Source organism: Novosphingobium nitrogenifigens DSM 19370, from assembly GCF_000192575.1.
Classification (GTDB): Bacteria; Pseudomonadota; Alphaproteobacteria; order Sphingomonadales; family Sphingomonadaceae; genus Novosphingobium; species Novosphingobium nitrogenifigens.
This window is the reverse complement of record NZ_GL876933.1, coordinates 825,243-843,268: the sequence shown is the minus strand read 5'-3', so window position 1 is coordinate 843,268 and position 18,026 is coordinate 825,243. Positions and strand designations below refer to the sequence as shown.

At 65.5% G+C, this 18,026-nt stretch carries 19 protein-coding genes; 8 read left to right on the top strand and 11 right to left on the bottom strand.

Annotation, left to right across the window (positions count from 1 at the left end):
* The first annotated feature begins 57 nt into the window (after positions 1 to 57).
* On the top strand, positions 58 to 1,266 hold the full coding sequence (locus tag Y88_RS13890) for a trans-sulfuration enzyme family protein (protein WP_008070320.1): 1,209 nt from the start codon (positions 58 to 60) through the stop codon (positions 1,264 to 1,266).
* A 44-nt stretch (positions 1,267 to 1,310) separates the two neighbouring features.
* Here Y88_RS13890 and Y88_RS13885 read toward each other — a convergent pair whose 3' ends face one another.
* The 3 genes from Y88_RS13885 to Y88_RS13875 all read right to left on the bottom strand — a co-directional run bounded on the left by Y88_RS13885 (position 1,311) and on the right by Y88_RS13875 (position 3,186).
* Complete coding sequence (locus Y88_RS13885) at positions 1,311 to 1,565, bottom strand: accessory factor UbiK family protein (protein ID WP_008070319.1); 255 nt, start codon at positions 1,563 to 1,565, stop codon at positions 1,311 to 1,313.
* Between the two features lie 145 nt (positions 1,566 to 1,710).
* Complete coding sequence (locus Y88_RS13880) at positions 1,711 to 2,265, bottom strand: TspO/MBR family protein (RefSeq protein ID WP_008070318.1); 555 nt, start codon at positions 2,263 to 2,265, stop codon at positions 1,711 to 1,713.
* 120 nt (positions 2,266 to 2,385) lie between these two features.
* On the bottom strand, positions 2,386 to 3,186 hold the full coding sequence (locus tag Y88_RS13875; protein WP_008070317.1) for a TlyA family RNA methyltransferase: 801 nt from the start codon (positions 3,184 to 3,186) through the stop codon (positions 2,386 to 2,388).
* On the opposite strand from Y88_RS13875, the gene Y88_RS13870 reads away from it, so the two are divergent.
* From Y88_RS13870 to Y88_RS13860, 3 genes are all read left to right on the top strand, one after another.
* Entirely contained in the window at positions 3,185 to 3,808 is a 624-nt protein-coding gene (locus Y88_RS13870) for a hypothetical protein (protein WP_232281074.1), read from the top strand. The genes Y88_RS13875 and Y88_RS13870 overlap by 2 nt on opposite strands.
* A gap of 534 nt (positions 3,809 to 4,342) precedes the next feature.
* Entirely contained in the window at positions 4,343 to 5,458 is a 1,116-nt protein-coding gene (locus Y88_RS13865; RefSeq protein WP_008070315.1) for a branched-chain amino acid aminotransferase, read from the top strand.
* Between the two features lie 92 nt (positions 5,459 to 5,550).
* Positions 5,551 to 6,459, top strand: coding sequence for an SDR family NAD(P)-dependent oxidoreductase (locus Y88_RS13860; RefSeq protein ID WP_008070314.1), 909 nt, complete (start codon positions 5,551 to 5,553; stop codon positions 6,457 to 6,459).
* 7 nt (positions 6,460 to 6,466) lie between these two features.
* On the opposite strand, the gene Y88_RS13855 is transcribed toward Y88_RS13860, so the two are convergent.
* From Y88_RS13855 to Y88_RS13835, 5 genes are all read right to left on the bottom strand, one after another.
* The gene (locus Y88_RS13855; protein WP_018075439.1) at positions 6,467 to 6,787 is read right to left on the bottom strand and encodes a hypothetical protein; all 321 of its coding nucleotides are present in this window, start codon (positions 6,785 to 6,787) and stop codon (positions 6,467 to 6,469) included.
* Between the two features lie 10 nt (positions 6,788 to 6,797).
* Complete coding sequence (locus Y88_RS13850) at positions 6,798 to 7,130, bottom strand: DUF2794 domain-containing protein (RefSeq protein WP_008070312.1); 333 nt, start codon at positions 7,128 to 7,130, stop codon at positions 6,798 to 6,800.
* 41 nt (positions 7,131 to 7,171) lie between these two features.
* The gene (gene epsC, locus Y88_RS13845; RefSeq protein ID WP_008070311.1) at positions 7,172 to 7,912 is read right to left on the bottom strand and encodes a serine O-acetyltransferase EpsC; all 741 of its coding nucleotides are present in this window, start codon (positions 7,910 to 7,912) and stop codon (positions 7,172 to 7,174) included.
* An 81-nt stretch (positions 7,913 to 7,993) separates the two neighbouring features.
* The gene (locus Y88_RS13840; RefSeq protein ID WP_008070310.1) at positions 7,994 to 8,632 is read right to left on the bottom strand and encodes an HdaA/DnaA family protein; all 639 of its coding nucleotides are present in this window, start codon (positions 8,630 to 8,632) and stop codon (positions 7,994 to 7,996) included.
* 75 nt (positions 8,633 to 8,707) lie between these two features.
* Positions 8,708 to 9,895, bottom strand: a complete 1,188-nt coding sequence (locus Y88_RS13835) for a hypothetical protein (protein ID WP_018075440.1) — start codon at positions 9,893 to 9,895, stop codon at positions 8,708 to 8,710.
* Positions 9,896 to 10,095: 200 nt separating this feature from the next.
* On the opposite strand from Y88_RS13835, the gene purM reads away from it, so the two are divergent.
* The 3 genes from purM to Y88_RS13820 are packed head-to-tail and all read left to right on the top strand — an operon-like array spanning position 10,096 to position 12,966.
* On the top strand, positions 10,096 to 11,202 hold the full coding sequence (gene purM / locus Y88_RS13830; protein ID WP_008070308.1) for a phosphoribosylformylglycinamidine cyclo-ligase: 1,107 nt from the start codon (positions 10,096 to 10,098) through the stop codon (positions 11,200 to 11,202).
* Entirely contained in the window at positions 11,195 to 11,806 is a 612-nt protein-coding gene (purN, locus tag Y88_RS13825; RefSeq protein WP_232281073.1) for a phosphoribosylglycinamide formyltransferase, read from the top strand. Before purM ends, purN begins: the two co-directional genes overlap by 8 nt.
* Complete coding sequence (locus Y88_RS13820) at positions 11,803 to 12,966, top strand: MFS transporter (protein ID WP_008070306.1); 1,164 nt, start codon at positions 11,803 to 11,805, stop codon at positions 12,964 to 12,966. Before purN ends, Y88_RS13820 begins: the two co-directional genes overlap by 4 nt.
* A 76-nt stretch (positions 12,967 to 13,042) precedes the next feature.
* Here the strand turns inward: Y88_RS13820 and ndk are convergent, their stop codons facing one another.
* The 3 genes from ndk to Y88_RS13805 form a co-directional block, all read right to left on the bottom strand.
* Positions 13,043 to 13,465: a nucleoside-diphosphate kinase gene (ndk, locus tag Y88_RS13815; RefSeq protein ID WP_008070305.1), complete on the bottom strand. Its 423-nt coding sequence runs from the start codon at positions 13,463 to 13,465 to the stop codon at positions 13,043 to 13,045.
* A gap of 123 nt (positions 13,466 to 13,588) precedes the next feature.
* Positions 13,589 to 14,023, bottom strand: coding sequence for a DNA polymerase III subunit chi (locus Y88_RS13810; protein WP_008070303.1), 435 nt, complete (start codon positions 14,021 to 14,023; stop codon positions 13,589 to 13,591).
* A 25-nt stretch (positions 14,024 to 14,048) separates the two neighbouring features.
* Positions 14,049 to 15,506: a leucyl aminopeptidase gene (locus Y88_RS13805; RefSeq protein ID WP_008070301.1), complete on the bottom strand. Its 1,458-nt coding sequence runs from the start codon at positions 15,504 to 15,506 to the stop codon at positions 14,049 to 14,051.
* A gap of 130 nt (positions 15,507 to 15,636) precedes the next feature.
* On the opposite strand from Y88_RS13805, the gene Y88_RS13800 reads away from it, so the two are divergent.
* Complete coding sequence (locus tag Y88_RS13800; protein ID WP_008070300.1) at positions 15,637 to 17,970, top strand: LPS-assembly protein LptD; 2,334 nt, start codon at positions 15,637 to 15,639, stop codon at positions 17,968 to 17,970.
* Positions 17,971 to 18,026 lie beyond the last annotated feature (56 nt).

The window sequence follows — 18,026 nt, the reverse complement described above, 5'->3', positions numbered from 1 at the left end:
TCACCGCAAGAACTCGCGGCTTGGCGAGCCTTGAAACAGACTCTAAGACCCGGTTCCATGAAACGCACGACTGGACAAGACCGCTCGATCACGCGCCAATGGCGTCCCGCAACCCAGGCCGTTCGCGGCGGCACCTGGCGGTCGGAAATGGGCGAGACAAGCGAGGCTCTGTTCCTCACGTCCGGCTACACCTACGACACCGCCGAAACGGTTGCCGCCCGCTTTGCCGGGGAAGAGGACGGGATGACCTATTCCCGCCTGCAGAACCCGACCGTTGCCATGCTGGAAGAACGCATTGCCCTGCTCGAAGGGGCAGAGGCCTGCCGCACCCAGGCAAGCGGCATGGCCGCCATGACCACGGCGCTTCTCTGCCAGCTTTCGGCCGGTGATCACGTCGTTGCCGCCAAGGCCGCTTTCGGGTCGTGCCGCTGGCTGGTCGACAACCTGCTGCCCCGCTTCGGCATCACCGGGACCACTATCGACGCTGCCGACAATGCGGCGTGGGAAGCGGCGATCCAGCCCAATACCAAGGTGTTCTTCTTCGAGACCCCGGCCAATCCGACCATGGGCCTCGTCGATCTGGAATTCGTGTGCAACCTTGCCAAGAAGCACGGCATCGTCACCGTCATCGACAATGCCTTCGCGACTTGCGCCCTGCAACGGCCGCTCGAATTCGGGGCCGACGTCATCGCCTATTCGGCGACCAAGCTGATGGACGGACAGGGCCGCGTGCTCGCGGGCGCGGTCTGCGGATCGACCGATTTCATCGACAACGTGCTGCTGCCGTTCCAGCGCAACACCGGCCCCAATCTGGCGCCGTTCAATGCCTGGGTCGTGTTGAAGGGACTGGAAACGCTCGACATGCGCGCCATGCGGCAGGGCGAAAACGCGCTCAAGGTCGCCTCGTTCCTTGAAACCCGCGTCCCGCGCGTGCTCTATCCCTTCCTCGAAAGCCATCCCCAGTACGAACTGGCGAAGAAGCAGATGAAGGCGGGCGGGCCGATCCTGTCGCTCGAACTCGACGGTGGCCGGGCCGAAGCGCACGGACTGCTCAACGCGCTCGCGCTCGTCGACATTTCCAACAATATTGGGGATTCGCGCTCGCTGATGTGCCATCCCGCCTCGACCACGCACCACGGTGTGGGAGCGGAAACCCGTGCCGACATGGGCATCGGGGAAAACATGCTGCGCCTCAATGTCGGGCTGGAAGATCCCGAAGACGTGATCGAGGATCTGGATCAGGCGCTGCGCGCAATCGGACTTTGATTTTTTGAAGGCGGTACCAAGTCGGTACCGCCTTCAAAACGCCGTCACACTTTGTTGGCGACGGCCTTTTCAAGCTCGGCGATACGCGCTTTGAGCGTTTCGACTTCCTCGCGCGCCGTCGCGGCCAGTTCCTTCACCGCGTCGAATTCCTCGCGCGTGACGAAATCGAAACCGCCGAACATATCCTTGGCGCGGTCGCGCACGGTTTCGCCCGCTTCGCGACCCATTCCGGCAAACGTGCCGGCAGCGCTGTTGAGGAGCTTGACGAAATCGGCGAGCAGCGGGTTTTCGCTCTGCATGGTAGGGCCCCTTGGCTGATGCAAATGCTGGTACGGACTGTTGGTCCGCTACATGGGCGCGCGAAGCCGTCGGGGCAAGACCGAAATCGGACGCATGGATGACACGGGGCTCAGGCGCCGATACCCGCCTGCATCGGGTTCCCGATCAGAGCTGAACCCGGACGGCCGCTCCCGAACCGTCGCCTCCGTCCGCCCCCGGATTGAGCTGCAGGATCTGCAGATTGAGGAACGAGGCGAAGCAGACCCACGCGAGATAGGGCAGGAGAAGCACCGCCGCGAGCCGCCGAACACGCCAGGCGAGCACGATCGCGATGCCCAGCACCACGATCAGGGCAATGATGATAGCGAGTGCCAGCGTGATGCGGTGCGCGAGGAAGAACGCCGGGCTCCACGCCAGATTGAGCGCGAATTGGGCGACGAAGGCGGCAACCGCGATCCCCCGCCCGTTGGCGCCCCGCGCTGCCGCGATCAGAGCAAGCGCCGCGCCCATCAGCACATAGAGCAGCGTCCACACGATCGGGAACGTGATCGGCGCGGGATAGATCGCCGGCTTGTCCAGCATGGCGAACCACGGGTTGTCCGGCCCGCTGCCCGCGGCGCGTCCCGACAGGAAACCGAGCCCCAGACACAGGGGAACGGTAAACAGCATCCAGCGCATGATGCTGGCACGAAGCTGGGCGGGCGAGGCAAGTTGTTGCATGCTACCTGTACACAAATGCCCGCATGTACCCCTGAGATTATCCGCAGCGGCACACCAACGGTCGATTCGGCAGCGATATTGACGTCACGACCACCGCAACGCAACGCCGCTTCCACTCCATTACCGAACAGCCGAAACAAGGAATTCGATATTGCCCTCTGGCCCCTTGATCGGGCTTTCGACGATCCCCTCGACTTGCCACCCTTCGCTTTCCAGCCAATCGCGCACTTCGCCGCAGACACGCGCATGCAAGGCAGGATCGCGCACGACCCCGCCCTTGCCCACTTCGCCGCGTCCCACTTCGAACTGCGGCTTGATCAGCGCGACCAGCCGCGTCGGCCGCGCCGCCAGCGACAGCGGCACTTCCAGTACCTTGCGCAGCGAAATGAAGCTGGCGTCGCACACGACCCAGTGTGCCGGGCGATCGATATGATCAGGGGTCAGGATGCGCGCGCTGGTCTGTTCCAGAACGGTCACGCGCGGATCCTGCCGCAATTTCCATGCGAGCTGGTTGGTGCCCGAATCGACCGCGAAGACATGCGCGGCACCGTTGTTCAACAGAACATCGGTAAAGCCCCCGGTGGAACTGCCAATATCCATTGCCACCACTCCGGAGGGATCAAGTCCGAAATGGTCGAGCGCATGGGCAAGCTTGATCCCGCCGCGCGAGACCCATGGATGATCGCGCCCACGCACGTCGATCACGGCATCGGCAGCCATCGACTGCCCCGCCTTCACCAGCCGGGTATCCCCGGACCAGACCAGACCGGCAAGGATCAGGGCCTGCGCCCGCGCGCGGCTTTCGGCGTGGCCGCGTTCGACCAGCAACTGGTCGAGACGGATTTTCGCCGCCTTGCGCGGGGGCTTCGCAGCCGGGGAAGCGGCTGGGTCGTGGTCGGAAGGATCGCGGCTTGAGGTCATGGCCGGTCTCTTCCATAGACAGGGGATGGAGATCAACCGTACGCGTTCCCCTCTGCCCTTTTCCCTGCCGGTCCTGACGGTGCTGGGCTGTTGCCTGCTGTCGGGCTGCGTCGCCCCGACGCAGCACCCGGCAAGACCCGCGCCGGTTGCCCCCGCTCGCCCGGTGCCGCCGCGCGCGCCGTCGGCCTCGGTCGGGATGCCCCCCGTGACGGCGCAGGACTGGCGCGATGTGCCCCTGCCCGCTGGCGACTGGTCGTGGCAGGGCGGCTCGAAAGGCAGCACCGCGCGCTATGGCCTGAGCGGTCGGACGCCGCTGGCCTTCCTTCAGTGCGACCGCGCGCGCCAGACGGTGAGCCTTGCCCTGACAGTCGCAGGGCCCGTCGATCCCGTCGCCCATCCCGCCACGATCACGACATCGACTACCACCGGAACCGTCGCAGCCACCGCGGCACCGATGGAAGGCGTGACGGCCATGACGATCGTCTTTCCCGCAAACAGCCGCCTGCTCGACGCCATGGCATTCAGCCGAGGCCGGTTCCGGGTCGAGATTGCAGGAATGACGCCCACGATCCTGCCCGCGTGGTCCGAAGTCGGACGCGTAATCGAGGATTGTCGGGGGTAAGAGGGCTGGTGCCACTGCTCGGAATTTCCGACCCGGCCCTCAGGCCAGAGCGCGTGATCTTGACCGCAAATTAATTTCTTTCAAGTCTTGTTGTTGAGCCTTCGATGAATCACATTCGGTCCAAGGTCGCGAACGGGAAGGCGAGCCTTTCCCGCAGTGGCCCAGTCAACCGGGTGGCGTATCCGTCATGGGGAGCGCATCCCCGGAAGGCGTCTTGGCTCAACAGCGCGAAAGGAGGTGATCCGATGTCTCATGGTTCAGCAGAGAGGTCGGCTATCCGCAACGCGGAGCATTATCGCTGAATTTTTCCGTTAAGCGATAAAGGCTTCGTGGGCGGCACTTCCGGCCGCTGACCATGCGAAGGGCTGCTTCCTTTAGAGGAAGTGGCCCTTCACATTTATTTGAGCCTTCACTTTTATTTCAAAGCCCTTGCCGAGCGCGCAACATTCGTTCAAAGCGTCGCACCGCTGGCCGAGTCTCGCCCGGCCCTGAGCATTTCGCTCGGATCAAACCAGTCAAGAAGGACATCCCGTCATGGCGTCGCCCGCCGCTCCCCTGCCCAGCTTTGCCCGCCTTCCCCACCCCGCGCCGCGCCCGGTGGATGAACGTGAAGCGATCCTGGCCAATCCGGGCTTCGGGTCGGTGTTCTCCGACCACATGGTCGAAATCGATTATTCGGTCGACCCTGCCACCGGTGTCGGACGCTGGCATGATCCGCGCGTCGTTCCCTATGGCCCGATCCCGCTCGATCCGGCTGCGGCCGTGCTGCACTATGCACAGGAAATCTTCGAAGGGCTGAAGGCCTATCGCCTCGCCGATGGCGGCATCGCCCTGTTCCGTCCTTTTGCCAATGCGGCACGCTTCAACGCGTCGGCCCGCCGCCTTGCCATGCCCGAAGTGCCCGAAGAGCTTTTCGTCGAGGCGGTGCGCCAGCTCGTCCTCGCCGACAGCGAATGGTTCCCGACGGTCGAAGGCGGTTCGCTGTACCTGCGCCCCTTCATGTTCGCCTCGGAAGCCTTCCTCGGCGTGCGTCCTTCGCGCGCCTACAAGTTCCTTGTCATCGCAAGCCCTGCGGGCAACTACTTCAAGTCGGGCGCTCCGGCGGTCTCGATCTGGGTCAGCGACTATACCCGCGCGGCGCCCGGCGGCACTGGCGCTGCCAAGTGCGGCGGCAACTATGCAGCCAGCCTCGTTCCCACCGCCGAAGCGTTTTCACGCGGCCATGACCAGGTGCTGTTCCTTGACGCGGCCGAACATCGCTGGATCGAGGAACTGGGCGGGATGAACCTGTTCTTCGTGTTCGAGGACGGTTCGCTGCTCACGCCCCCGCTGTCGGGCACGATCCTTCCGGGCATCACCCGCGACAGCCTGATCGCGCTTGCCCGCGAGGAAGGTCTGACCGTGCGCGAGGAACGCTATTCGCTCGACCAGTGGCGCGACGATGCCAAGAGCGGCAAGCTGATCGAAACCTTTGCCTGCGGAACGGCGGCAGTGGTGACGCCCGTCGGCAAGGTTGCCGACAGCAACGGCGAATTCACCATCGGCAGCGGCGGCCCCGGCCAGCTGACGCAGAAGCTGCGCCAGCGTCTGGTTTCGATCCAGCGCGGCGAAGCGGCGGATGCCAATGGCTGGGTTCACCGTCTCGCCTGATCGGCAGCTTCGCCGATATTGCCATTCGGCCTGCGACGTGGCATCCCACGCCCCATTAATCGCGCACTTAAACGCATGAGGGAGATCGGGGAATGACCATTTCGTTCGCGGGCCGGGTGGCCATCGTGACCGGCGCGGGCGGAGGCCTGGGCCGTGCCTATGCGCTCGAACTGGCCCGGCGCGGCGCCAAGGTGGTCGTCAACGATCTGGGCGGCGCACGCGACGGCAGCGGCACCTCCGACGCTGCGCTTCGGGTGGTCGAGGAAATTCTTGCCGCCGGGGGCGAAGCCATCGCCGACGGCGGCTCGGTCACCGAATTCGAACAGATGCAGGCCATGGTCGCCCACACCCGCGAAAAGTGGGGCGGCGTCCATGTCCTCATCAACAATGCCGGTATCCTGCGCGACAAGAGCTTTGCCAAGATGGACCCGGCCGATTTCGAACTGGTGGTCAAAGTCCACCTGATCGGCTCGGCCTTTGCCACCAAGGCGGTGTGGGACACGATGCGCGAGCAGAATTATGGCCGCATCCTGATGACCGCTTCGTCCACCGGGCTTTTCGGCAATTTCGGACAAGCCAATTACGGCGCGGCCAAGCTCGGCCTCGCAGGCCTGACCAAGACGCTCTATCTCGAAGGGGCGAAGAACAACATCAAGGTCAACACGCTCGCCCCGGTCGCGGCGACGCGCATGACCGAAGACATCCTGCCCGAAGAAGCGTTCAAGCTTTTCGCGCCGGAAAACGTCGTTCCCGCCGCGCTCTACCTGGTATCCGAAGACGCGCCGACCAATGCCATCATCGGCGCGGGTGCGGGCGGCTATCACAGCGCATGGGTGACGATGAACCCGCCGCTCGTCCTTGCCCCCGAAGACCGCACGGTCGAAGGATTTGCCGCCCAATGGGGACGGATCAGCGATCGAAGCGGCGATTTCGTGCCGCAGTCGGGCGCGCATCAGAGCCAGGCGATCCTGTCCGCGATCGAAGCGGCAATGAAGGGGTAATCCCCCTTCAGGGACAGGTTCCCTCGACCGCGCCGACCAGTTCCATGTGTTGCGCCAAGGCGGCGGCTTCGTTTGCGGTGACTTGCCGCGCGCGCCCGCTTGCCTCGTCGATCAGCAGCGGTGCGGCACAATCGCCACGCGGCACACGATGCCGGGCATCGGGAAGCACCACGAGCAGACGATGCCCCGTGTCGCGATAAAGCGCGCGCAGGACCGGTTGGCCCGAGACCGGACCAACATGGACCGGACCACCATGGACCGGACCACCGTGCCCCGCCTGCCTGTGTTCGGGCGCAGCACTGCATCCGGCCGCCAGCACCCCCACCACAAGGGCAATCCTATTCCGCAACGATCTTGAGCAGCTTGCGTTCGAGCGGGGACAGCACGCTCGACAAGTCGTGCCCGCGCTTCAGGATCTGTCCCGCTTCGCCATAAAGCGCCCACATGCCCTGTCGGCTGCGCAAGGCCGGACGCTTCTCGATCCGGGCAGTCGGGCGCTCTGCAGTGCGCTTGAACGCGCTGAAACTTGCCACGTCACGGTCGAACGTCATGGCATAGTCGCGCCATAGCCCCGCCGCGACCATGCGTCCGTAAAGGTCGAGAATGCGCATGAATTCGCCGCGATCGAATGCGGTCTGCGGCGCCGCGCCACTGCGCGGAAACGGAACCACGGTCCCGGCCGAAGGGTGCCCTTCGTTGCCGCCCGGCGCGCTCAGAAGCGAACCCTCCGCCGTCCGGCCCCATCGTCGTTCCGCCCATCATTATCCTGGCCATCATTGTCCTGGCTGGCATCACCGCGTTGGCGCAATTCGGCCAGTTCCGCGCGCAACGCCGCGAGTTCGGACTCCATCTGGTCAAGACGTGAATTGCCCGAAGGCTCGCACGGTTCGCGGCACGGCGTCCCGTAAGGCAGGAATTCGCGCAGCCAGGTTTCGGCCGGAACCAGCGTCGAGCGGGCCTTGAGCCCGATCATGGTCGCGCCTTCGGGTACATCCTCGGTCACGACGGCATTGGCGCCGACCCGTGCGCGCGCACCGACCGTGATCGGCCCCAGCACTTGCGCACCCGAGCCCAGAATGACGTTGTCGCACAAAGTGGGATGGCGCTTGCCCGCGATGCCGTTCGCCGGATTGGTACCGCCCAGCGTGACGCATTGGTAGATCGTGACATTGTCGCCGATTTCCGCCGTTTCGCCGATCACGGTAAAGCCGTGATCGATGAAGAAGTTACGACCGATCCTGGCGCCGGGGTGAATGTCGATCGCGGTCAGGAACCGCGAGAGGTGATTGACCGCGCGGGCGAGGAAATAGAGTTCCGCCTCGAACAGCCAATGGGCGACGCGATGGAACCCCAAGGCCCAGACGCCGGGGTACAGCAGGATTTCCCAGCGCGATCGCGGCGAAGGATCGCGCGCGCGCACTGAATCCAGATAGGTGACGAGACGGCCGAACATCGAACGCTCTCCCTGCTCCTTGGCTCTTGCAAAAACGCCCCGCCGCAAAGCGGCAAGGACTCATATGTGCAAGAGATATGGTTATAGGAGTCTCGGTTGCCAATGGCCATCCGCATTTCCGTGCACGCGCCCGGCGAGAGCGTCCCGGACCAGCGCCAGCGTGACAGGCGCCTTGCGTTCGAGCGAAAGGCGGTCGATCGTCGCCACCAGCGCTTCGGCGGCGGCATGACTGCGCTCGATCCGGGGCAGCAGCCAGTCGAGCACGCTTTCCCCGATCATCAGCCCGCGTCGCCGCGCATGTTCCTCGACCAGAGCGCGCAAAAGGATGTCGTCGGGCGCCCCGATCGCCAGCGGCAGGGCCGCCCCAAGGCGCGAGGCCAGATCCGGCAGAGTAATGCGCCAGCCGTCCCCCCCCGCCACGACCGGTTGGCGCGACACCAGCAGAAGCGGGCGACCGTCGGCCTGCGCCCGGTTCCAGCGGTGAAAGACTTCGACTTCGGGCAGACGGTCGGCATCGTCGAGCGCATCACCCTGCCCGCTCGAAACGAACCAACGCGCGAGCAGGCTCTTGCCCGAACGCGGCGGCCCGCTGAGCACGGCAGTGCGATAGGGCCACGTCTCGGGCGCCTGCAGCGCGGCGAAAACGGCATGGAGCGACGGACCGCCGACAATGATTTCCCCGCCCCCGGCCAGTTCGAGAGGCAGCGCGATCTGGGTCATACCCCCATGACTTTCGACATCACGCGACATTCTGAAATTCTTGAGCCTGCCTGTGACCGAATCCCTGGGGCCCGATCAACGACGGATCATCAGGACGCCTGCGCCCTGCGTCACTTTCCACCCTTGCGCGCGCAATGCGGCGGCCAGTGCCTCGAGATCGCCCCCATAGCCGACGCGCATGACCGAAACCCCGCCAAGGGCAAGCGACGAGGTCGCAGCCCCCTGAACGCCGGGCACGCCGCGCACCGCCGCCAATGCGGCATCGACCGCGCCTGCATCGGGACTGGCGAACTGGACCTGGATCGAGGGACCGGTCGCACCGCTGACGGCAGCGGCCGGAGCCGCATCGCGCGTACCGCCCGACAGTCCCGGCGGCGGTCCCAGCTTGTCGACGATCGCATTGATCAGCTTGGGATCGATCTGCGGCTGGCTGTTGAGCGAGGGATCGGGACGCAACTGCCCCTGCGCCAGAGCGGCGGCATAGATCGTATCGATTCGCTTGACCGCTTCGGACAGCATCGCGGGAAGCTGGTCCTCGTTCGCCGCAGTCAGTTCGAAACTGCCGAGGAAACGATTATCCGGGCCATAGCGGGCGACGAACGTCCCCTTGACCGGACCGCCCGGCCATTGCCGTTCGAGCCGGGCAATCGGGATCAGCACGTCTTCGGCGCCGTACTGGTCGAGAATCGTGCGCCACCAGTTGCGGCTGCGCCGACCGACTTGTCCCGCGTCGAGCAACAAGCCGTCCGCCCCGCTGCCGTTCGGGCGGACATAGTCGATCACGCTTTCGCCGGTGTGGAAATCGGCCCAGGCCTTTTGCCAGGGCGTGCGCGTTTCAAAAACGCTCGCCACGCCGCCCTGGTTGATCAGGGGAATGACCAGCAAGGGCGCCGAGCGAGTCCCGCCCCCTTGCAGCCCGAGATAGCCTGCCGCGCGACCGCGATCGAAAACCACGCCCAGTTTCGCGACATAGCGATGGGGACCGATTTCCTCGTGCTCGACCGAAATCGCCGAAACCATGCCCGAGAGCGTGCCGTCGTCGAGCGCGGGCGCAGGGCCGCCCCGCCCACGCTGGGTCCACAACTTTTCCCAGGCAAGCCGGGTCGCCTGGCGATACCCGGCGTCGCGCGCTTCCTCCGGTCCCTTGCCGGTCGTGTTGACCTCGATCCCGCCGACTTCGAAATCGCCGGTGCTGGCGACCGGCGCGATCCCGCGATCGCCTTCGATCTGGGCCCACACGATCGCCCCCCCGATTCCCAGCACCAGCGCTCCCGCCCCGAGAAAGGCGAGTCGGCGACGACGAATCGGGCTGGGAGTCGGGCTGGACTGAGGGCTCACGAGGGCCAAGCGAACTCCCAAAGGGCAAGAAGGGACGCCGCAATTGCAAGCGCCGGGTTGACGGGAGCCGCTTTTGCCCAAAGGCAAGTGGAAATCCAAGCGGGAAAGCGATAGGGGCGAGCGCCATGGCATCCGAAACCGACAGCAACGAGAGCTACAGCTACGCCAAGGCCGGCGTGAACATCGCCGCGGGCAACGCCCTGGTGAAAGCCATCGGCCCGCTCGCCCGAGCCACCGCACGCCCCGGCGCCGACGCCGAACTGGGCGGCTTTGGCGGATTCTTCGACCTGCGCGCCGCAGGGTACAAGGATCCGCTGCTGGTCGCGGGCAACGATGGCGTTGGCACCAAGGTGAAACTGGCGATCGATCACGACCGTCACGACCGCATCGGCATCGACCTTGTCGCCATGTGCGTCAACGACCTGATCGTGCAGGGCGCCGAACCGCTGTTCTTCCTCGACTATTTCGCCACCGGGCGGCTCGACAACGGCGTTGCCGAACGCGTGATCGCCGGGATCGCCGAAGGCTGCCGGATCGCCGGATGCGCCCTGATCGGCGGGGAAACCGCCGAAATGCCCGGCATGTATGCCGACGGCGACTATGACCTTGCCGGTTTCTGCGTCGGCGCGGTCGAACGCGGCGAACAATTGACCGGGGACCGCGTCGCTGCCGGTGACGTCCTGCTCGGCCTTGCTTCCTCGGGCGTCCATTCCAACGGCTATTCGCTGGTCCGCCGTCTTGCCGCGGACAAGGGCTGGAAGCTCGACCGCCCCGCCCTGTTCGACATGGAACGCCTGCTGATCGATCACCTGATCGAACCCACGCGCATCTATGTGAAGAGCCTGCTTCCCTTCATCCGCGCCGGGCGCATCCATGCCCTCGCCCACATCACCGGCGGCGGCCTGCTCGAAAACGTGCCCCGGGTCCTGCCCAAGGGGCTCCACGCGCGAATCGATGCCGATGCCTGGGAACAGCCGCGCCTGATGGCCTTCCTTCAGGCACAGGGGAACATCGAGCCGGGTGAAATGGCGCGCACGTTCAACTGCGGCATCGGCATGGTCTTGGCGGTTGCGCCCGACGAAGCGGCAACGCTGGCCGCCGATCTGGCGGCGGCGGGCGAAACCGTCTTCACCATCGGCGAAATCGTGCCGGGCGAACGCGGCTGCACCGTCACCGGCAGCGACGAAACCTGGTCCGCCCGGGCCGCATGGGAAGCCGTCCATCTTGCCTGATACCGTTGTGAAGGAAGAAGGCCGCGTTCCCGTCGCGGTCTTCGTTTCGGGCGGCGGCACCAACATGGCGGCCTTGCTCTATGCCAGCCGCCTGCCCGATTGCCCTTACGAGATCGTGCTGGTCCTCTCGAACAATCCCGAGGCAGGTGGCCTGCGTCTGGCCGCCGCCGAAGGCGTTCCGACCTTCGCCCTGCCGCACAAGGGCGTGCCCCGCGCCGAGCATGACGCCGCGATGGAAGCGGCAGTTCTCGCCTCGGGCGCACGCTTCATCGCGCTTGCGGGATATATGCGCATCCTGAGCGAAGGCTTCGTCGCCCGCTGGGAAGGCCGCATGGTCAATATCCACCCCTCGCTGTTGCCCAACTACAAGGGGCTCGACACGCACGCCCGGGCGATTGCAGCCGGGGACAGCCATGGCGGCTGCACCGTCCATCTGGTCACCCCCGCGCTCGACGACGGGCCGGTGCTGGGCCAGATCCCGGTCGCGATCCTGCCCGGCGACACGCCCGACGCCCTCGCCGCACGTGTGCTGTTTGCCGAACACCAGCTCTATTCGCGCTGCCTTGCCGCGCTTGTCGCGGGCGAAACGGCTCCTGCCGAATGAGCACCCGTCGGGCCTCCCTCGGCCCGATCACGGTACACAGCGCGCTTCAGGCACTGGCCGAGAATACCGGCGGACTGTTCATTTCGGCTTTCCTCGTCCGGCAGGGCGTGTCGCAACCCCTGGCGATCCTTGCCTTTGCGGGCATGGTCCTGTCCCGCTTTGCCATGCGGGCGATGGTCCTGCCGCTGGCGCTGCGCATCGGACTGCACCGGGTCCTGCTGGTCGGGATCGCGGTCCGGGCGCTGTCCTATGTCCTGCTCGGCATGGTTCATCATGCCGACGCCATGCTGGTCGCCCATGTCGTGACCATGGGACTGGGCAGCGTGCTCTACTGGACCGCCTGGCACGCCTATAACGCCGCGATCGCGCAAAGCGGCGCGCGCGGGCGACAAGTCAGCCTGCAACAGGCAGCAACAGCGGCCGTTTCGGTGATCGCCCCGCTGCTGGGCGGTTTCATGCACGGGCGCCTCGATCCCTTTTCCGGTTTTGCCCTGATCGCGGGGATCCAGCTGGCGGCGGCATGGCCCCTGCTTTCCGCTCCGCCCGCCGGGGTCGCTGCCACTGCGGAAATGGACCGTGCGGTCGTGCGCTTTGCCCGCCCGCTCTATTTCAGCGAAGGTCTGCATTCGGGCGCGGTCAACGTGGTGTGGAACCTTGCCCTGTTCGTATCGCTGGGCCAGCGGTTCGATGCCTTTGGCGGGGCGATGGCACTGGCCGGGATTTGTGCGACACTCGCCAGCCTGTTGATCGGGCGCCATATCGATGCGGGCAAAGGGCGGACGACCGTGCTGATCGCCTATGGCTGCGCAGCCATCGCCGTCCTTGCCAAGGCGGCGGCCTATCGCACGCCGTGGGCCGCGATTGCCGCGACAGCCCTTGGGGCCCTCGTCACGCCGATCACCCAGGTCGCCTTGCTCGCGCCGCTCTATGCCATGGCGCGCCGTTCGGCCTGCCCCTTGCGCTTTGCGATGGCGACCGAGGCCAGCTGGGATCTGGGCAGCGCACTCGCCTGCGTGATCGCGGCAGGCGCACTGGCAGCGGGCGCAGGCTATGCCTTGCCCATTCTTGCCGGATTGGGAGGTGTAGCGAGCGTCACGGCCATGCTCACGCGGTGGTACGCGGTCCCGCATGGATCGGAACAGGGGGCCGAAACCGCCTGAAACTCCAGTCTCGGATCGCCACCCGCCGGACCGGAAAATCGACGGGCGGGAGATGACCCCCGCCCGCCCGACAAAATCAGCCGACGATTTCTTCCGGCTTGAAGAAGTACGCGATTTCGATCGCGGCGTTTTCTTCCGAGTCCGAACCGTGGACCGAGTTGGCTTCGATCGATTCGGCCAGTTCCTTGCGGATGGTGCCTGCGTCGGCATTGGCCGGGTTGGTGGCGCCCATGATGTCGCGGTTGCGCTTCACGGCGTCTTCACCTTCGAGAACCTGCACGACGACCGGGCCCGAGATCATGAATTCGACGAGGTCGTTGAAGAAGGGGCGTTCCTTGTGAACGGCGTAGAAGCCTTCAGCCTGTTCGCGGCTCATCTGGATACGCTTCGAAGCGACCACGCGCAGGCCGGCTTCTTCAAGCATCTTGGTCACGGCGCCGGTCAGGTTGCGGCGGGTGGCATCGGGCTTGATGATCGAGAACGTGCGGGTAACCGCCATGATGAATATCCTTGCAAGTGGTGAGGAAGCCAAGAGGGTCGGCTGTCGCGCGGGCCCCTACCCGGGAAACCGCCAAATCGCAAGGTACGGGCACATTTCTGTGCCGGAGTTTCGAGCCGCCCCTCAGGGCCCCTCGCGCCATTTTCCGCCGTCCTGACGCCAGTATCGGCGCTCGACGCCCTCACGCTGGCCGAGCAGGCGCCATGTCCGGCGCGCGTCGTCGATCCGTTCAGGCGGGAACAGCAGGAAAACCCGCTGCATCCCCTCGCTCTCGCGCCAGACGCCGTCGGCCAGCGCCAGGAACCGCGCACCGTTGTCGCCCTGCGGCGCCTTGCCCAGCAAAATCGGCTGACGCGCATCGTGGGGCCCGCCGGCAAGGCCGTGGGCCAGGAACGAATCGGGGATCTTCTGCCACAGCCCGGCGCTGATCCGGGCAAGCTGCTGCTCGTCGTCGGACACGACCAGCAGCCGCTCGCCCGCGCCGAGCGTGTTGCGGGCGATCAACGGCACGACCTGTTCGGCCGGATCGCGCGTCAATTGATAGAAATCGACGCGCATCGCCGTGCTCGCCCGCCTTTCGCTGTCAGGCTTCGAGAACGTCGCGGACGTAGCGATCGAGCAGGCGCACGCCGAACCCGGTCGCGCCCTTGTCGTGCGTCGCCCCGGCCTTGTCGGACCAGACCATCCCGGCAATGTCGAGATGGGCCCAGGCGACGCCGTCCTCGACGTAACGCTGCAGGAACTGCGCCGCCGTGATCGAGCCGCCATAGCGCGGGCCGACGTTCTTCATGTCGGCGATCGGGCTGTCGATCAGCTTGTCATAGGCAGAGCCGAGCGGGAAACGCCAGAGCTTGTCCCCGCTGGCCTTGCCCGCCGCGTCGAGCCCCGCCGCGAGCAGGTCGTCGTTCGCGAACATGCCGCCATATTCATGCCCCAGCGAAATGATCATCGCGCCGGTCAGTGTGGCGAGATCGACGATCGTGGCCGGAGCATACGTGCGCTGGACCCAGGTCAGCACGTCGCACAGCACCAGCCGCCCTTCGGCATCGGTGTTGATGACTTCGATTGTCTGGCCCGAAAGCGAGGTGACGACGTCGCCGGGGCGCTGCGCATTGCCGTCGGGCATGTTCTCGACCAGACCGACGACGCCGATCACGTCGGCTTCGGCCTTGCGCAGGGCAATCGCCAGCATGGCACCGGCAACTGCCGCTGCGCCGCCCATGTCCCACTTCATGTCTTCCATCCCGGCGGCCGGCTTGATCGAAATGCCGCCGGTGTCGAACGTCACGCCCTTGCCCACGAACGCAGTGGGACGGGCACCCGCACGGCCTTTCCAGCGCAGCGCCAGCACGCGCGGTTCGCGCACCGACCCTTGCGCCACACCGAGCAGCGCGCCCATGCCGAGCGCTTCGAGTTCCGCCTTGTCGAGCACGACGATCTCGATGCCGGTCGTCGCAAAGCGATCCTTGCAGCGGGCAACGAAGCTTTCGGGATAGATAATGTTGGCCGGTTCGGTCACCAGTTCGCGAGCAAATTCAATGCCGGTCGCAAGCGCGGCCTCGACCTGCCACAGGGCTTGCGTCCCTTCGGGGGCGCCGATCGCGACGATGCGTTCGAGGGAGGGCTTCTGTTCGGCAGAGAGGCGCGTCTTGTAGGCGTCCCAGCGCCACGAGCGCAGGCGCGCGGCCAGAAGGACCGCAACCGCCTCGGCCGCCGTCAGGGCCGAACCGGCAAAATCGATTCCCAGCGCGGTTTCGCCCGAAGTCAGGTACTTGGCGACCAGAGCGCCGCCCGCGCGTTCAAGAGCCGCGGGGCGATCAGCCCCGGAACCCTTGCCGATCCCGGCGAGGGCGAGACGCTCAAGCCCTTGATCCCCAGACGAAAAGGTTTCAAAAACCTGCCCGACCTTGCCCGCGAAACGGGCCGCTTCGGCCGCTTCGCGCACGGTCCCGGCACAATCGGCCGGAAACTGCCCTTCGGCGACGAGCCGCGCGACAAGACGGGGGCGAACATCCCCTGCAGAGGCGAAAACGATAGTCATGCTTGGCGCTCCTCATCGGCAGTGCCGCCTGTGGACCCGGTGCAACGCTTGCGCGCGAACCGCCGAAGACAGGGGAATACCGCAAATTGTGGGTTTGCAGTTAAGGCGCACCGGTGCGATAGGCAAGCGCATGCAACCCCTGACGCGGCCGCAGCCGCAAGCCTTTTCCGATCGCTTGCGGGCGCGCCATGTGGCTGCCTGCCTCGCTTTTGCGGGCATGATGGGCGCTTTGCCTGCTTATGCGGCCGCGCTGAAAGAACCCGCGCCGACGGCCGCGCCCGATCCTTCCGATTCGGGCAGCGACACCGAAAGCAACGGCGCCCCCACCCCCGCCAAGGACGAAACGATCCGGTTCCAGGCGGACAAGGTCAATTACGACAACGATGCCGAGCTGGTCACAGCATCGGGCAATGTCGTCGCCCATCGCGCCGACCAGAGCGTCCGCGCGGACACCGTGACGTGGAACCGCAAGACCGGGCAGATCATGGCGGCGGGCAATGTCCGCTTCGTCGACGAAGACGGCAATGTCCTCTATGCCGACCACCTCGAACTGACCGACGAGTTCAAGGCGGGCGCGACCGAAGACCTCCTGTTCGTCCTGCACGAAGGCGGCCGTCTTGCCGCCAAGTCGGCCCAGCGCGACGATGCGGGCAACATGGTGCTGCGCGGCGGGGCCTATACCGGCTGCGACGTCGTCGATTCCGACAATTGCCCGCGCCATCCCAGCTGGGAAATCACCGCAGTCCGCATCACCTATCGCGCCTCGGACAAGATGGTGCGCTATTACGGGGCGAAACTGCGGGTCTTCGGCATTCCGCTGCTGCCCCTGCCCGGACTTGGCCACACGGTCGACTTCCGCAGCACCAGCGGCCTGCTCGTTCCCGACTTCCGCCTCGGCTCGTCGAACGGCGCCCAGATCGGCAGCACCTATTACTGGCGCTTTGCCAACAACAAGGACCTCGCGGTCACCGGTACGCTCTTTACCAAGGGCCTGCCGATGATCACCGGGCGCTATCGCCAGCTGACATCCAACGGCGCGTTCCAGGTCACCGGCTACCTCACCCGCAGCCGCCAGAACGACGCGACCACCGATGCCAACGGCTCCACCGTCACCGTGGGCAACGGCCAGTACGACTGGCGTGGCTATATCGAGGCGAACGGCCGCTTCCAGCTCGACGAGAAGTGGAGCGTGACTGCATACGGCCGCTACGTCTCCGACCGCACGTTCCTGCGCCGTTACGACATTTCCGCCGATGACCGCCTGCGCTCGTCGGTCAATCTCGAACGCATCGATTCCAATTCCTATTTCAGCCTTGCAGGGTGGGCGGTTCAGGCGATCCGGGTCAACGACGTGCAGGGGCTGGTGCCCTTTGCCCTGCCCAGCCTGGATTACCGCCACCGCTATGACATGCCCGGCATCGGCGGCAAGCTCGAGGTCGAGGTCAACTCGCTGGCCCTGACCCGTTCGTCGGGACAGGATACCCAGCGCGCGCTGGCCCGGGTGCAGTGGGATCTCCACCGCATCCTTCCCGGCGGGCAGGAAGTGACCTTTACCACGCTGCTGCGCGGCGACATCTATCACAGTTCGGGCAACTCGCTCACCACCAACACCCTGTATCAGGGCTTGCCCGGCTGGCAGGCGCGCGGGATCGCGACGGCAGCGATCGACATGAAGTGGGCTTTGGTCGGCACGCTGTTCGGCGGCACCCAGGTACTGACCCCGCGTGTCCAGATCGTCGCCACGCCGCATATCCGCAACCTTGCCATTCCCAACGAGGACTCGCGCTCGATCGAGCTTGAGGACTACAACATATTCGCACTGAACCGGTATCCCGGTTACGACCGCGTCGAAGACGGCGTGCGCGTGACCTACGGTTTCGACTGGCGGCTCGACCTGCCGGGCTGGCGCATCTCGACGACGATCGGGCAGTCCTATCGATTCAAGGACCAGACCGATCTCGTTCCCGACGGCACCGGTCTCGGCGCGAAAGTGTCGGACATCGTCGGACGCACCGAAATCCGCTTCCGCGACATCATCAAGCTGACCGAGCGGTTCCAGCTCGACAAGAACACGCTGGAAGTGCGTCGCAACGAAATCGACGCGACCATCGGCAACCACCGGACCTATGTCGAGGTCGGCTACATGGCGCTCAACCGCAGTATCCCGACGACCTACGAGGATTTGCAGGACAACAAGGAACTGCTTGCCTCCGCCCGCGCGGCGATCACCCGCTACTGGTCTGTGTTCGGCTCGGCGGTCGTCAACCTGACAACGAAGCAGGACGATCCCATCAACGGATCGAACGGCTTTGAAATGCTGCGTCACCGGCTTGGGGTCGCCTATACCGACGGGTGTCTCGACCTCGCGTTCACGTGGCGGCGCGACTATGTCACCACGGGCGACGTCGTGCGCGGCAACTCCTATCTCCTCAGCCTTTCGCTTCGGAACATCGGTTCGCGCTGATCAAAGGAAAACGAGACACGAAAAGGGCTTGCGCTCTTTTTCCCCGGCGAACTTCC